Annotated in this window: 12 protein-coding genes and 2 tRNA genes; 1 reads left to right on the top strand and 13 read right to left on the bottom strand. The window is 66.8% G+C overall.

Annotated elements, in window-relative coordinates; all coding sequences use genetic code 11:
- Nucleotides 1-9: 9 nt before the first annotated feature.
- The 6 genes from ACFQY2_RS03025 to ACFQY2_RS03000 form a co-directional block, all read right to left on the bottom strand.
- Entirely contained in the window at nucleotides 10-462 is a 453-nt protein-coding gene (locus tag ACFQY2_RS03025) for a hypothetical protein (protein ID WP_378744141.1), read from the bottom strand.
- A 222-nt stretch (nucleotides 463-684) separates the two neighbouring features.
- Nucleotides 685-757, bottom strand: a tRNA-Ala gene (locus ACFQY2_RS03020).
- Between the two features lie 24 nt (nucleotides 758-781).
- A tRNA-Ile gene (locus tag ACFQY2_RS03015) sits at nucleotides 782-858 on the bottom strand.
- A gap of 88 nt (nucleotides 859-946) precedes the next feature.
- Nucleotides 947-1,750 carry a hypothetical protein gene (locus ACFQY2_RS03010; RefSeq protein WP_378744140.1) on the bottom strand — a complete coding sequence of 268 codons (804 nt, stop codon included), beginning with the start codon at nucleotides 1,748-1,750 and terminating at the stop codon, nucleotides 947-949.
- A complete protein-coding gene (locus tag ACFQY2_RS03005; protein WP_378744139.1) occupies nucleotides 1,747-2,448 on the bottom strand; it encodes a LuxR C-terminal-related transcriptional regulator in 702 nt (233 codons plus the stop codon). Before ACFQY2_RS03005 ends, ACFQY2_RS03010 begins: the two co-directional genes overlap by 4 nt.
- Nucleotides 2,436-3,845 carry a histidine kinase gene (locus ACFQY2_RS03000; RefSeq protein WP_378744138.1) on the bottom strand — a complete coding sequence of 470 codons (1,410 nt, stop codon included), beginning with the start codon at nucleotides 3,843-3,845 and terminating at the stop codon, nucleotides 2,436-2,438. The genes ACFQY2_RS03005 and ACFQY2_RS03000 overlap by 13 nt, the downstream gene beginning before the upstream one ends.
- Nucleotides 3,846-3,962: 117 nt before the next feature.
- Here ACFQY2_RS03000 and ACFQY2_RS02995 point away from each other — a divergent pair, with 117 nt between their 5' ends.
- Nucleotides 3,963-4,685, top strand: a complete 723-nt coding sequence (locus ACFQY2_RS02995) for a VIT family protein (protein WP_378744137.1) — start codon at nucleotides 3,963-3,965, stop codon at nucleotides 4,683-4,685.
- A 157-nt stretch (nucleotides 4,686-4,842) separates the two neighbouring features.
- Here ACFQY2_RS02995 and ACFQY2_RS02990 read toward each other — a convergent pair whose 3' ends face one another.
- The 7 genes from ACFQY2_RS02990 to dnaA form a co-directional block, all read right to left on the bottom strand.
- Nucleotides 4,843-5,247 (bottom strand): DUF3566 domain-containing protein, encoded by a 405-nt coding sequence (locus ACFQY2_RS02990; protein ID WP_378744136.1) that lies wholly within the window; start codon nucleotides 5,245-5,247, stop codon nucleotides 4,843-4,845.
- Nucleotides 5,248-5,250: 3 nt separating this feature from the next.
- Nucleotides 5,251-7,845, bottom strand: a complete 2,595-nt coding sequence (gene gyrA, locus ACFQY2_RS02985) for a DNA gyrase subunit A (protein ID WP_378744135.1) — start codon at nucleotides 7,843-7,845, stop codon at nucleotides 5,251-5,253.
- 168 nt (nucleotides 7,846-8,013) lie between these two features.
- Nucleotides 8,014-10,080: a DNA topoisomerase (ATP-hydrolyzing) subunit B gene (gene gyrB / locus ACFQY2_RS02980; protein ID WP_378744134.1), complete on the bottom strand. Its 2,067-nt coding sequence runs from the start codon at nucleotides 10,078-10,080 to the stop codon at nucleotides 8,014-8,016.
- Nucleotides 10,081-10,197: 117 nt separating this feature from the next.
- Entirely contained in the window at nucleotides 10,198-10,725 is a 528-nt protein-coding gene (locus ACFQY2_RS02975; RefSeq protein WP_378744133.1) for a DUF721 domain-containing protein, read from the bottom strand.
- Nucleotides 10,712-11,926, bottom strand: a complete 1,215-nt coding sequence (gene recF / locus ACFQY2_RS02970; RefSeq protein ID WP_378744132.1) for a DNA replication/repair protein RecF — start codon at nucleotides 11,924-11,926, stop codon at nucleotides 10,712-10,714. Before recF ends, ACFQY2_RS02975 begins: the two co-directional genes overlap by 14 nt.
- A 79-nt stretch (nucleotides 11,927-12,005) precedes the next feature.
- Entirely contained in the window at nucleotides 12,006-13,148 is a 1,143-nt protein-coding gene (gene dnaN / locus ACFQY2_RS02965) for a DNA polymerase III subunit beta (RefSeq protein WP_378744131.1), read from the bottom strand.
- A 417-nt stretch (nucleotides 13,149-13,565) separates the two neighbouring features.
- A complete protein-coding gene (gene dnaA, locus ACFQY2_RS02960; protein ID WP_378744130.1) occupies nucleotides 13,566-14,957 on the bottom strand; it encodes a chromosomal replication initiator protein DnaA in 1,392 nt (463 codons plus the stop codon).
- Between the last annotated feature and the right edge of the window lie 154 nt (nucleotides 14,958-15,111).

Here is a 15,111-nt window from a genome sequence, read left to right as displayed (position 1 = left end):
GGAAGGGTGTCAGGCGCTGCGCAGCGGGTGCCGCATCCGGTCGCCGAACAGCCAGCCGAATCCGGCGACGATGAGAACGCCGTCGACGGCGTGGAGGAAGCCGAACCATCTGCTCACGCCGAATCCCAGCCCGACGAGCAGACCCTGCACGAAGTACAGCAACAGGAACAGCGCGATCGGGATGACCCACACACTCCAGTTCGCTCTCGACAGCAGCCCCAGGATCACCAGCACGATGGTGACCGCGTACAGGATCATCCCGTTGACGGCGTGCGGCTCGAATGCCGCCATGCCCCATTCCTGATCGCCCGGCTTCTCCTCCGCGCCCCAGAAGCCCAGCGCGGCGAACGCGAACTGAAGCAGGCTGAGGACGAGGCCGAGCAGCGCCACCCATTTGAAGATCTGGTCGCACACGACCCGCCACCCTGCGACGGTCGTGCTCCTGTTCTCCGCGGACGTCATCTTCGACTCCTTTCCGGCACGGGCTGATCCGCAGATGCGGTCGGCCCCGCGTGACTTCACTGTCCCTGGTCGTCGGAGGTCCGGCAGGCCGAGCAGACTCTACTCCTCCGGCGCAGCGCTCACCAGAGGGCGACTCCGCCGCCCGGCTCGGGACCCGATCGGTCCAGGGAGAAAAAGAAGACCCCGCCGAGGCGGGGTCGTCTTCACTGTCTCAACACAGTGTGGAGCCTAGGAGATTCGAACTCCTGACATCCTGCTTGCAAAGCAGGCGCTCTACCAACTGAGCTAAGGCCCCGAACGGGTATTCATTTGGAGGGAATGGTGGGGCTACCAGGACTTGAACCTGGGACCTCTTCATTATCAGTGAAGCGCTCTAACCACCTGAGCTATAGCCCCGTCAACCTCCAAGACTTTACCGGATGTCCCGCGTCAAAAGCGAATCGAGCCCGACCGCTCAGGGCCGGGCTCGATCGCCGATCCACGGTCAGTCGGCCGCGGGGTGGAGCCGGACGGATCCCGCCGAAACCGACGCTGTGATCCGGTTCACGCTGTTCGAGCTCTGCTGCAGACGGCTCTCCAGCGACCCGGCGCTCACGTCCTGCCGCAGGTCGTACTCTTCGTCCGGAACGGTGAGGTCGAGAGCCCCCGCGGAGACGTCGATCGCGACCGACGATGGCACGGTGTCGAGCGAGGCGACGATGCGGCCGGCGTTGACGGTGAACTCGGCCGTCCGCACGTCGCTCAGATCGATGTCGGCCCTGCCGGCGTTCAGCTGCGCGTCGAACTCACGCGCCGTGGCGTTCAGGCTCAACGAGCCGGCGTTCACGTCCACGTCGAGCTCGCCGAACGCGCCGTCGACGGAGAGCGAACCCGCCTGCAGGGTGAAGTCGGCGTCCAGCCCTCTCAGTCGGTCGGGCAGCACCAGCGTCACCCGCTGATCACCGCGGAGCCAGTCCGGACGGAACCAATCGAAGCCGTCGTGCGGTCCCCGCACGTGCAGCTCCTCCCCGTCGCGCTTGAGCACCCATCCGTCCGAGGACCCGCCATCGATCCGCAGCACGGCCTCGTCGGCGTCGTCCCGGAACTCGACGGTCACCTCGGCGCCGCTGACCTCGAGGTCGAGGGAGTCCACCCCCCGGACATCGGTCTGCAGCGAGCCGGAATCCGGCCCGATCCGGTGGACTCCGGCGACCGTCGCGGCGGCTCCCGTGCCCAGCAGCACCACGCCGCCGAACACTGCCAGCACCACGGTCAATGCGCCGATGCTCTTCTTCGTCGTGCCGCTCATCGCAGCCCTCCCTGGTTGTCTCGGCCCGCATCCGCAGTGCCGTTGTTCTCGATGTGGGCGAGCGCTGCCAGCACCCGCCGATTGCCGTCCTCGGGATCCAGCCCGAGCTTCTGGAAGATGGACGTGATGTGCTTCTCCACGCTGGCCTCGCTGAGGAACAGCATCCCGGCGATCGAGGCGTTCGACTTGCCCTCGGCGATCAGCGCGAGCACCGTGCGCTCGCGCTCGGTCAGCCGCAGCATCCGCTCGTCGCGGTTGCGCCGGGTGAGCAGCTGGGCGACCACCTCGGGGTCGAGCACCGTGCTGCCGTCGGCGATCCGCTGCACGGACTCCAGGAACTCGGCCACGTCGGCGACCCGGTCCTTGAGCAGGTAGCCGAGCGCACCACCGTGGGCGGGACCGCTGTGGGCGGCGATCAGCTCGCTGGCGTAGCGCTCCTCGACGTACTGGGAGAGCACCAGCAACGGGACCGAGGGGTGCGCGGCACGGATCTCCAGTGCGGCGCGGATGCCCTCGTCCGTGAAGGTCGGAGGCAGGCGCACATCGAGGATGCAGAGCTCCGGGTCCTTCTCGGTGACGGCGTCCATCAGCCCGTGCGTGTCGGCCAGGGCGGCGACCACCTCGTGGCCCGCGTCCTCGAGCAGGCGCACCAGGCCCTCACGAAGGAGGACCGAGTCCTCGCAGATCAGGATGCGCATGGGACCGTCACCTCCAGGCTGGTCGGACCGCCGGCGGGGCTGTCGAGACGGAACGTGCCGCCCGCGGCGAGCACCCGGTTGGTGATCCCGTCCAGTCCGCCGCCGGGCTGCACCTGAGCGCCGCCCATGCCGTTGTCCTCGACGCGTGCCCACAGTCCGCCGTCCCGACTGCGCACCACGACCCGGCATTCGCTGGCTCGGGAGTGCTTGGCCGCGTTGGTCAGCGACTCGGCGATCGCGAAGTACACGGCCGCCTCGGCATCCCGGCAGGAGGCGTTCACACCGGTCACGGTCGGGTCCAGTCGCACGTCCAGCTGCACGGGGATGTGCGATCGGCCGGCGAGCGCGGAGAGGGCGGCGTCGAGACCGCGGTCGTCGAGGACCGAGGTGTGGATGCCGCGCGCCAGCTGCCGCAGCTCGGTGATCGCCGCCTTCGTCGAGGTGTGGGCCTCGTCGATCAGCGCCTTGGCGGCGGCCGGATCGGCGTCGATCTTCTGCTGCGCCAGACCGAGGGTCATGCCCACGGAGACGAGGCGCGGCTGGACGCCGTCGTGCAGGTCGCGCTCGATGCGGGTGCGCTCGAGCTCGGCGGCGCGCACGGCTCCGGCGCGCTGGGCGCTGGTCGACTGCACCTTGGCGGTCAGCTCGGCCTCGCGGTTAGGCACGACGAGCGTCTGGCTGAGCAGGCGGTGCAGCAGGGCGAGTCCGATGATGCCTGCGATGCAGGCGAGGACGCCGAGGATGCCGACGAGCGGAGTCCATCCGACCGAGATGATGTTGCCGAAGATCGCGGGGCCGTCGACGACGCCGTCGCTGTGCAACGGGGTGAAGGCGAAGAAGGCCGACCAGATCATGCCCCAGAACAGACGGATCACCAGAGTGCCGGCGATGCAGGCGAGGACGAAGTTCACGATCGCCCGCCACATCGGTCCGCTGAGCGCCTGCTTGCCGACGTTGCGCAGCCACCCGCCGAAGCCCGGGTGGTTGCGGGCCCGCCACTGCAGGTCGGGCAGGTCCTTGCCGTACAGACCGCTGATGCGACGCACCTCGAACCACGCGACGCCGTAGAGGGCGTACACGAGGCCGAGCAGGATGAACAGACCCAGGCCGAAGACGAACAGCATCCCGAGCCCGACGCCGAGCATCGCGCTCAACGCGGCGAGGATGCCGGAGCCGACCACGCCGAGACCGGCGAGCTCGAGGATCGTGAGGACGAGACGAAGCGGGCGCTTCGTCGGCTCGCCGGCGATTGCCGGAAGAGGAGGCGTCGGGCCTGCTGCCGGAGGAGGCGTGGGGCCGGCTGCCGGGGGCAGGGGGGCGGCGGGCGGAGCCGGCGGCACGGCCGCCTGCGACGCGGTGGGCTGCACCGGCTGCGAAGGTGTCGGATTCGTGGTCATGTCAACAAAGCTACGGCGCACCGCAGAATCACGACACGGGGCCACCTGGAGAACCGTGTTCGGGTTTTCCCTACCGCTCTCGCGCGCTCGGCTCCATAAGGTGCTTCACTGGGCGTCATGACGACAGCGGACAGCGCCCACCCGTACGAGCCGCACGGCGCGGGCATCGGTCAGAAGCTCAACTGGCTGCGGGCCGGAGTGCTCGGCGCCAACGACGGCATCGTCTCGGTGGCGTCCCTCGTCGTCGGCGTCGCCGGAGCCACCACCGACAACGCCGCCCTGTTGATCGCGGGGCTGGCGGGTCTGGTCGGTGGCGCGATCTCGATGGCTCTCGGCGAGTACGTGTCGGTGAGCAGCCAGCGCGACACCGAGCAGGCGCTGATCCACAAGGAGCGCGAAGAGCTGCGGACGATGCCGGAGGAGGAGCTCGCCGAGCTGACGCAGCTGTACCGCGATCGCGGCCTCAGTGAACAGACCGCCCGCCGGGTGGCGACGGAGCTCACCGCGCACGACGCCCTCGCCGCCCACCTGGAGGTGGAGCTCGGCATCGATCAGAACGACCTGGTGAACCCCTGGCATGCGGCGATCTCGTCGGCCGTCTCGTTCACCGTCGGCGCGCTGCTGCCGCTGCTGGCCATCCTGCTTCCCCCGCCGGAGTGGCGCGTGCCGGTCACATTCGCGGCGGTGCTGATCGCCCTCGCCGCCACCGGCACCATCTCCGCCCGGGTCGGCGGCGCCTCACCGCTGCGTGCCTCGGCCCGTCTGGTCATCGGCGGCGCGCTGGCACTGCTGGCCACCTGGCTGATCGGCACTCTCCTCGGCACCACCGGCGTCGTCTAGCGAAAGGAGAAGGCGGATGCGAAGCATCCGCCTTCTCCTCATCCCGCTACCCCGAAGGGGGCGGGGACATTCCCGGAGCGAGCATCGGGGAGGGACCCGCGCAGCGGGAGGGGCACCCGCTCTGCGAGCGCAGGGAATGTCCCCGCGCCCGACCCCCTCAGTTCGACATGAAACCGACGAGCAGCCCGCCGGTCACCTTCACCGCCAGGTTGTAGATGCCCGCGACCACGGCGCCGAGCACCGTGAAGACGATCAGGTTCAGGATCGACACGACTGCCCCGAACGCCATCACCTGGGGCAGCCCGATCAGGCTCTCCAGGTCGATCGAGCCGTCGGTCAGCTTGTCGAGGAACTCACCCGTCTGGGACAGCACACCGGTGGCCTGCAGCACCATGTAGATCAGGAAGAACGACACCATCGTGACGATGGCGAGTGCCACCGCCCCGAGGAACGACAGCTTCACCGCAGACCAGAAGTCGACGTAGACCAGACGCAGCCGGACCTGCTTGCCACCGGTCTTGCGGGTGGACTTCTTCGCCAGCTTGTCGGCGACTGTGCTCATCGGTCAGCTCTCTTCGGGGGACTCGGCTTCAGCAGCCTGGACTTCGGAACTCTCGGCTTCGGCGATGGGCGACTCGGGCGTCGGAGACTCTGCGGTCTCGGCATCCGTCTCGTCCTCTTCATCGATGCCGCGCTCGCTGTTGCGTGCCACGGCGAGGATGCGATCGTCGCCCGTCATCCGGGCGAACACGACTCCCATGGTGTCGCGGCCCTTGGCGGGCACCTCGGCCACGGCAGAGCGTACCACCTTGCCGCTGGACAGAACCACCAAGACCTCGTCGTCCTCAGAGACGATCAGACCGCCCGCGAGAACGCCGCGCTCGTCGCTCAGCTTGGCCACCTTGATGCCGGTTCCGCCGCGCTTCTGCACCTTGTACTCCCCGACCCTGGTGCGCTTCGCGTACCCGCCGTCGGTCACGGTGAACACGTAGGAGTCCTCGGCGACGACGGATGCCGAGAGCAGGCAGTCCTCATCGTCCTTGAACTTCATCCCCCGCACACCCTCGGTCGCCCGGCCCATCGGACGCAGCGCGTCATCGGTGGCGTGGAAGCGCACCGACATGCCCTTGGCGCTGATGAGCAGGATGTCCTCATCCGCGTTGACGAGCTTGGCGCTGACCAGCTCGTCGCCCTCGCGCATCCGGATGGCGATCACACCGCCCTGACGGTTCGTGTCGTAATCCCCCAGGCGCGTCTTCTTGACCAGGCCGCCGCGGGTGGCCAGCACCAGGTAATCCTTGGCGTCGTAGTCGCTGATCGCGAGAACCTGGGCGATCTTCTCCTCCGGCTGCAGCGCGAGCAGGTTCGCGACGTGCTGACCCTTCGCGTCGCGGCCGGCCTCGGGCACCTCGTACGTCTTGGTGCGGTACACCCGGCCCATGTCGGTGAAGAACAGCAGCCAGTGGTGCGTGGTGGTCACGAAGAAGTGCTCGACCAGGTCGTCGGCGCGCAGCTGCGCACCCTTCACGCCCTTGCCGCCACGATGCTGCGAACGGTAGTTGTCGCTGCGGGTGCGCTTGATGTAGCCCTCACGGGTGACGGTGACGACCATCTCCTCGACGGGGATGAGGTCCTCCATCGACATGTCGCCGTCGAAGCCGTGCAGGATGTGGGTGCGGCGCTCGTCCGCGAAGCGGTCGACGATCTCGGTGAGCTCGATGCGCACGATGTCGCGCTGACGCGACTCCGTGGCGATGATCTCCTTGTAGTCCGTGATCTTCGCCTCGAGATCCGTGGCCTCGTCGATGATCTTCTGACGCTCCAGTGCGGCCAGGCGCCGCAGCTGCATGTCGAGGATCGCCTGAGCCTGGTCGTCGTCGATCTCCAGCAGGGCCTTCAGCCCCTCGCGGGCCTCGTCGACCGTGGGGGAGCGGCGGATCAGCGCGATGACCTCGTCGAGAGCATCCAGCGCCTTGAGGTACCCCTGCAGGATGTGCATGCGGGCCTGCGCCTTGCGCAGCCGGAATCGGGTGCGCCGCACGATCACGTCGAGCTGGTGGTCGAGCCAATGGGTGATGAAGCCGTCCAGTGCCAGGGTGCGCGGTACCCCGTCGACGATGGCCAGCATGTTCGCGCCGAAGTTGTCCTGCAGCGGTGTGTGCTTGTACAGGTTGTTCAGCACCACCTTGGCCACTGCGTCGCGCTTGAGCACGACGACCAGGCGCTGACCCGTGCGGTCGGACGACTCGTCGCGGATGTCGGCGATGCCGGTGATCCGACCCTCACGGGCCAGCTCGCCGATCTTCACCGCGAGGTTGTCGGGGTTGACCTGATACGGGAGCTCGGTGATGACCAGGCACGTGCGGCCCTGGATCTCCTCGACCTCGACGACCGCGCGCATGGTGATCGAGCCGCGACCCGTGCGGTACGCCTCGTGGATGCCCTTGGTGCCCAGGATCTGCGCGCCGGTCGGGAAGTCCGGACCGGGGATGCGCTGGATCAGTCCCTCGAGCAGATCCTCCCGCGGAAGACCCGGGTTCTCGAGAGCCCACAGAGCGGCCGCCGCGACCTCGCGGAGGTTGTGCGGCGGGATGTTGGTCGCCATGCCGACCGCGATGCCGATCGAGCCGTTGACGAGCAGGTTCGGGAACCGTGCGGGCAGGACGTCCGGCTCCTGCGTCTGACCGTCGTAGTTCGGCGAGAAGTCGACGGTCTCCTCTTCGATGTCGCGCACCATCTCCAGCGCGAGAGGAGCCATCTTCGTCTCGGTGTACCGAGGAGCAGCGGCGCCCATGTTGCCCGGGGAGCCGAAGTTGCCCTGGCCGAGAGCCAGCGGGTAGCGCAGCGACCACGGCTGCACCAGGCGCACGAGAGTGTCGTAGATCGCCGTGTCGCCGTGCGGGTGGTACTGACCCATCACCTCGCCGACGACGCGGGCGCACTTGGAGAACGACTTGTCGGGGCGGAAACCGCCGTCGTACATGCCGTAGATCACCCGACGGTGCACGGGCTTCAGGCCGTCGCGCACATCCGGCAGCGCTCGTCCGACGATGACGGCCATCGCGTAGTCGAGATAGCTGCGCTGCATCTCGGACTGCAGGTCGACCTGGTCGATGCGGCCGTGCTCGTGGATCGGCTCGGGGCGTTCTTCGTCAGTCATTGCTCATTTTCCGTACTTGTGGGGCGGGATCTCGGATGCCGCTTCGCTCGCAGAGCGGGGCCCCGGCGCTGGCGCGCCACCCCGATGCTCGCTCACGCGGCATCCGAGATCCCTCACGTTTTGAAGTTTGTCACCGCCGAGATCAGCGGGGTGTGTAAGCAGGGGTGGTCAGATGTCGAGGAAGCGGACGTCCTTGGCGTTGCGCTGGATGAAGGTGCGCCGGGACTCGACGTCCTCACCCATCAGCACGCTGAAGATCTCATCCGCGGCCGCGGCGTCATCGATGGTGATCTGACGAAGGGTGCGCGTGGTGTGATCCATCGTGGTCTCCCACAGCTCCTTCGGGTTCATCTCACCCAGACCCTTGTAGCGCTGGATTCCGGCATCCTTCGGGAGGCGCTTGCCGTTCGCCATGCCGTCCTTCATCAGCGCGTCGCGCTCGAGGTCGGTGTACACGTACTGATGCGGCGCGTTCGTCCACTTCAACCGGTACAGCGGCGGCATCGCGAGGTACACGAAACCGGCCTCGATGAGCCCGCGCATGTAGCGGAACAGCAGCGTGAGCAGCAGCGTGGTGATGTGCTGGCCGTCGACATCGGCATCCGCCATCAGCACGATCTTGTGGTACCGGGCCTTCTCGATGTCGAAGTCCTCGCCGATCCCCGTGCCGAAGGCCTGGATCATCGCCTGCACCTCGCGGTTTCCGAGCGCCTTGTCCAGCCGTGCGCGCTCGACGTTGAGGATCTTGCCGCGCAGCGCCAGGATCGCCTGGGTGTGCGGGTCGCGACCCTGCACAGCGGAACCGCCGGCCGAGTCGCCCTCCACGAGGAAGATCTCGCTGATCGAAGGGTCCTTGCTCGTGCAGTCCTTCAGCTTGTCGGGCATCGCAGCGGACTCGAAGACGCTCTTGCGGCGCGCGGTCTCACGCGCCTTGCGAGCGGCGAGACGAGCCGTGGCGGCATCGATCGACTTGCGGATGATGTTCCTCGCCTGCGCGGGGTTGCGGGCCAGCCAGTCGCCCAGCTGATCGTTCACGATCTTCTGCACGAAGGCCTTGGCCTCGGTGTTGCCCAGCTTGGTCTTGGTCTGACCCTCGAACTGGGGCTCGCCGAGCTTGATCGAGATGACCGCGGTGAGACCTTCGCGCACATCGTCGCCCGAGAGGTTCTCGTCCTTCTCCTTCAGCAGGTTGTTGGCGCGCGCGTAGCGGTTGACCAGGCTGGTCAGCGCGGCGCGGAAGCCCTCCTCGTGGGTGCCGCCCTCATGGGTGTTGATCGTGTTGGCGTACGTGAACACGTTCTCGGTGTAGGACGTCGTCCACTGCATCGCGATCTCGAGCGAGATCTTGCGATCGGTGTCCTCGGCTTCGAAATCGATGATCTCGTCGTTGACGACCTCGGCCTTGCGCACCCGGTTGAGGTACTCGACGTAGTCGACCAGACCCCGCTCGTACAGGAACACGTCCGACGGCTGCTTGGTGACGGTGGTGCCGTCTCCGGTGTCGACCTCGTATGCCGACGCCGGCCGCTCGTCGCGCAGCGCGATCCGCAGGCCCTTGTTGAGGAACGCCATCTGCTGGAAGCGCGTGCGCAGCGTGTCGTAGTCGAAGTCGACGCCCTCGGTGAAGATCTCCGGATCCGGCCAGAACGTGATGAGCGTACCCGTGCCGTCGGTCTCCTCGCCCTTCACCAGCTGCTGCTGGGGCACGCCGCCATCCGCGAAGCTGTGGCGCCAGACGTGTCCCTTGCGCTTGATCTCGACATCGAACCGTGTGGAGAGGGCGTTCACGACAGACGATCCCACGCCGTGCAGACCACCGGAGACCGCATAGCCTCCGCCGCCGAACTTTCCGCCGGCGTGCAGGATGGTCAGCACGACCTCGACCGTCGACTTGGTCGGGTCGGAGGAGTGCGGATCGACCGGGATGCCACGGCCGTTGTCATCCACGCGGATGCCGCCGTCCTCGAGGATCGTCACCTCGATGTTGTCGGCATAGCCGGCGAGAGCCTCATCCACCGAGTTGTCGACGATCTCGTACACCAGGTGGTGCAGACCACGCGGTCCCGTCGAGCCGATGTACATGCCCGGTCGCTTGCGCACCGCCTCAAGACCCTCGAGGATCTGGATGTCGTCGGCGCCGTAGTCGCCTGAAACCTTCCCGGAATTGCCCTCCCCGGATACAGGGATGCCCCCGTCGGTCGAATCGTTGTCGTCAGCAGGGGTTTCAGGCGTCATCAGAAATGGTTCTCCACATCGAAAGTACCCTGTCATTCTAGCGGGTTTCTGGAACCTATATACGCGTCAAACGCCGTGTATGCGATTCTGAGCGCGTGAGGGGTGCTTCGTGATGTCCTACCCGTAGGTATCCCGTGGGCCCCTTCCGGGGACGACCCGCGGACCCCACTTCCAGGACGGCACATCCGGTCCGATGAACCGGATGTCCACGACGCCGGCGTCGGGATAACGATTGCCGATCTCCGTCATGATCACGGCGCGCATGAACTGGAGGTTCTTCGCCCACGCCGTGGAGTCGCACTTGACGGTGAGCACACCGCGCTGCAGCGAGACCGGCTCGGAGTGCTTCGCGGTGTCGGATCCGGCCAGCTCGGCCCACTGTCGCACGAGGTCCTCGGCGGCGAGCGTCTTCTCCCACCCGGAGTCCTTGGTGAGCTGTGCGAGGACATCGCCCAGCATGCCGGGATCGCGACCCTTGGCGAACGGGGCGTTCTCGTCGTCGACGACGAGGCGCCTCTTGCGCTTCCAGTTCTTCGAGCTGGGCTTCAGTCCGCGCAGCCGGAGGTAGGTCGCGACGGTCTCGGGCGGCGCGGGGTCGGTGGCGGCGGGCCGGGCGGGCGGCTGGTGCGGATCAGTCATCGGCATCCTCGGTCGCTGACTTCCCCGATGGGGTTCCCGAGCTTGTCGAAGGGCGCTCGTCGCTGATGGTGCCGGCCGTGATGCGCACGACGTGACGATGCAGCTGAGCCGGGATGTCCGCTTCGACCGCGGCCGTGACGATGACCTGCTCGTAACCCGCGGTCAGGGTGGCGAGACGCTGCCGGCGATCGGCATCCAGTTCGGCGAACACGTCGTCGAGGATCAGCACCGGGTCGCCGGCCGGAGACTCCTCACGCAGCAGTGCCGCAGATGCCAGTCGCAGCGCCAGCGCCATCGACCACGATTCACCGTGGGAGGCATACCCCTTGACCGGGAGGTCCCGCACCCGGAGCACAAGGTCATCCCGGTGCGGACCCACCAGTGTGAGGCCTCGCTCGATCTCTCTGGCGCGCTTGTCCTGCAGCGCCGCGCGGAACAGCTCCTCGATCTCACCGCGCTGGTCGGCTGCGGCATCCGCATCCGGTTCCTGGGATTCCTCGGGATCTCCGCCTCTTACCGACAGCGCCCATTCGAGCTGCGGACGGTGGTCCGCGCCGGCGATGGCGGTGTACGCGTCGGACAGCGGACCCTGCAGATCGTCGGCGAGCCGGATGCGCGCGTGGATGATCTCCGAGCCGAGGGCCACGAGCTTGTCGTCCCAGACGTCCAGGGTCGACAGACCCTCCCCCCGAACGCCGCGCGCGCGCGCCGATTTCAGCAGCGCGGTGCGCTGACGCAGCACCCGCTCGTAGTCGCCGATGACCCCGGCCATGCGCGGGGTGCGCTGGATCAGCAGCTGATCGGCGAATCTCCGCCGGGAGGAGGGATCACCGCGCACGATCTGGAGATCCTCCGGTGCGAACAGCACGACATGGGCGTAGCGGGGAAGCTCATTGGTCTTCGACGGCGATCCGTTGATGCGCGCGCGGTTCGCGCCCTGCCGGTTCACCTGGACCTCGACCAGCACGGTCCGGCTGCCGTGCTGGAGACGTGCACGGACGATGGCGAAATCCTGTCCGTCACGCACCATCGGAGCGTCCGTCGAGACGCGGTGCGAACCGAGCGTCGCCAGGTAGACCACCGCTTCGGCGAGATTGGTCTTGCCCTGTCCGTTGCTGCCGACCAGGACATTCGGCCCGGGATGCAGGGTGAGATCAGCGGTCGCGTAATTGCGGAAGTCGACCAGATTCAGGTGCTCCACGATCACGGGACCAGCCTACCTTCGGGCCCTGACACCCACATCGGGCGGGGCCTTCGTCGCGGGCGCCCGGGCTGCACTGAGAACGTCAGCGCAGCAGCAGGTTCGGCTGCAACAGGTACTTGAACGAGTCCAGACCCGCCTGGTCGACCGAGGTCTGGCTGGTCACGAGCACCGGGCTGAGCTTGTTCGCATTGTCGCTCGAGGTGAAGGTGACCCGGGTGAACTCGCTCTTCACGGCCCCAAGTGCCTCGAGCAGATACTGCGGATTCAGACCGAGCGTCACCTCGTCGCCGCCGTTCAGGTGCGCGTCGACCGATTCGGATGCGCGGGCCTGCTCGCTCCCCGACGCGTCCATCGTCACGGCGTCGGCGCCGAACGTGAATCGCAGCGGGGCGGAACGGTCGAGCACGAGTGCCACTCGGCGCACCGCCTCGATCAGGTCACCGGTGTTGACCACCGCATAATGGTCGGTCTGCTCCGGGAACAGTCGGCGCACGGGCGGGAAATTGCCCTTGATCAGGAGGGATGTCACGGTCTTGTTGCCCGCGGTGAAAGCGATGATCTCGCGGTCGCCTGCACCCGAGAACGCGATCTCGATGTTGCCGGCGTGCGCGAAGGTCTTTCCGACCTCGGTGAGGGTGCGGGCCGGGACGAGCGCGGTCTGCTCGGTTCCCTCGCCGTCCCAGGGGACGTCGCGCAGCGAGACGCGATAGCGGTCCGTGGCGACCAGGCTGAGGTTCGTGCCCGAGACCTCGAGCTGCACGCCGGTGAGCACCGGGGTCACGTCGTCGCGGGAAGCGGCGAACGCCACCTGCGCGATGGCGGTGCCGAACTCCTCGGCGGGCACCACGCCGGTCGAGCCGCTGACCTCAGGGATCGAGGGATATTCCTCCACAGGCATGGCTGCGAGCGTGAATCGCGCGGATCCGCAGGTGACGGCGATGCCGCCGTCCTCCTCCACGACGATCTCGATGGGCGCGTTGGGCAGGCGGCTGGCGATGTCCGAGAGCAGTCGGCCGTGCACGAGGATCGTGCCCGGTTCGTCGACCGTCGCCTCGATGGTCGTGCGAGCAGAAGCCTCGTAGTCGAACGCCGAGAGGGTGAGACCCTCATCCGAGGCCTCGATGAGGACACCGGCGAGGATCGGCTGAGGATTGCGCTGAGGCAGCAGCTTGACGACGAAGGACACAGCCTCGCTGAACACATCGCGGTTGACCTGGAACCTCACGGGCGCTCCCTCGTTGTCATTCACCCATCGCAGCGGACCTGCTGCAGGCCATCCCATGCTAGTCGTACAGAGGGAAGGACCCGCTACCCGGATCCGGCCTCGCGCCGGTTCCCATCCACATCCGTCTGGTCATCGGATAGCCCATTTCAGAGAGAGATCTCTTAACGGTGTTAACAGCTGTGGAATCTGTGGATAAGTCGGTGGATATCAACGAAGAGTAGGAAACTACATCCGTGTCAGATGTGGATGCCCTGAGGAATCCGCGGGTTTCTGGTGCATCGGGGGTCTGGGCCGGTGGCCCGGTTATCCACAGACGCGGACGCGAGAAGGCATCCGCGGGTCGGGGTTTCCACAAGTTATCCACAGCCCCTGCGGACAACCGGTCCGATCCCAGTGGTGCGCAGGGATGTCGAGGCCTCAGCGTCGACTGATCTGGGTGGTGATCTCGGTGACCTGGTTGTAGATCGAGCGGCGCTCCTTCATGAGCTCGCTGATCTTCTTGCAGGCGTACATGACGGTCGTGTGATCACGATTGCCGAACAGCTGCCCGATCTTGGGCAGCGACAGACTGGTGCGCTCACGGCAGAGGTACATGGCGATCTGGCGGGCGATCGCGATCTGCTGCGATCGGCTGGAGCCGTAGAGATCGTCCACCGTGAGCTTGAAGTACGCGGCGGTGGCGGTGATGATGTCCGTCGGCGAGATGATGTTGTCGTCGGTCGTGTCGATGATGTCGCGCAGGACGGACTGCGCCAGCGAGATGTCCAGCGCCGAGCGGTTCAGGCTCGCGAACGCGGAGACCCGGATCAGCGCTCCCTCGAGTTCGCGGATGTTGGATGAGACCACCGTCGCGATGTATTCGAGGACTTCGTCGGGAATGTGCAGAGAATCGCTCTGCGCCTTCTTGCGCAGGATCGCGATGCGCGTCTCGAGGTCCGGCGCCTGCACGTCGGTGATGAGGCCCCATTCGAAGCGGCTGCGCATGCGGTCTTCGAATCCGGTGAGCAGCTTCGGCGCCACATCGCTCGTGATCACGACCTGCTTGTTATGGTCGTGCAGCTGGTTGAAGGTGTGGAAGAACGCCTCCTGGGTCTCGGCGCGACCCTGGAGGAACTGGATGTCGTCGATCATCAGGATGTCGACCTCGCGGTACCGGCTCTGGAATGCGGCGCCCCGGTTGTTCGCGATCGAGTTGATGAAGTCGTTGGTGAACTCCTCGCTGGACACGTAGCGCACCTTGACGCCGGCGTAGAGCGATTGGGCGTAGTCGCCGATGGCGTGCAGGAGGTGCGTCTTGCCCAGCCCGGAGTCGCCGTAGATGAACAGCGGGTTGTAGGCCTTCGCGGGCGCCTCGGCCACGGCGACCGCCGCTGCGTGCGCGAATCGATTCGACTGCCCGATGACGAAGTTGTCGAAGGTGTACTTCGGATTCAGTCGCGATTCGTGTCGCAGGGCGGTGGGCGCTTCCACAGCCGACTCGAGACGGACCGGTTCGGGAGCCGTGAAGTCGGGGACGGAGATCGGCGCGGTCGGCTGGTCGGCGAGCTCGTGGTTGACGACCGTCCGATAGGAGGAGACCTCATCGCCGATCGCGGAGAGCGCCTCCATGAGAGGCAGCCGCAGCCGTTTGTTGATCTGCGCGGCGGTCAGGTCGTTGGGCACGTCGAGGTAGAGAACACCGGCCATGACGCCGGCGGGGACCACCAGGCTGAGAAATCCATGCAGCTGCGGCGATACGCGCTCATCCTGGGCAAGATGATCCAGCAGCGCGGGCCAGATCGGAACATCGGGATGGGCTGCAGTGGTCATTGTGCTCCGGGCGAGTTGTGGAAAGGTCGCCTCAAGCGTGGTCTCCCCCTGTGGATAACGTCGTCTGCCACGGTAGTCATCGCTCGCCCGAACGGCAAGCTGCCCGCGGAAACACGCGGGTGTGTCGTGATCCGCCGTGGAGTCGACAGTTGTG

Source organism: Microbacterium sp. GCM10027623, assembly GCF_042666935.1.
Lineage (GTDB): Bacteria > Actinomycetota > Actinomycetes > Actinomycetales > Microbacteriaceae > Microbacterium.
The sequence above is the reverse complement of the archived record's forward strand: the minus strand, read 5'-3'. Positions and strand labels throughout refer to the sequence as shown.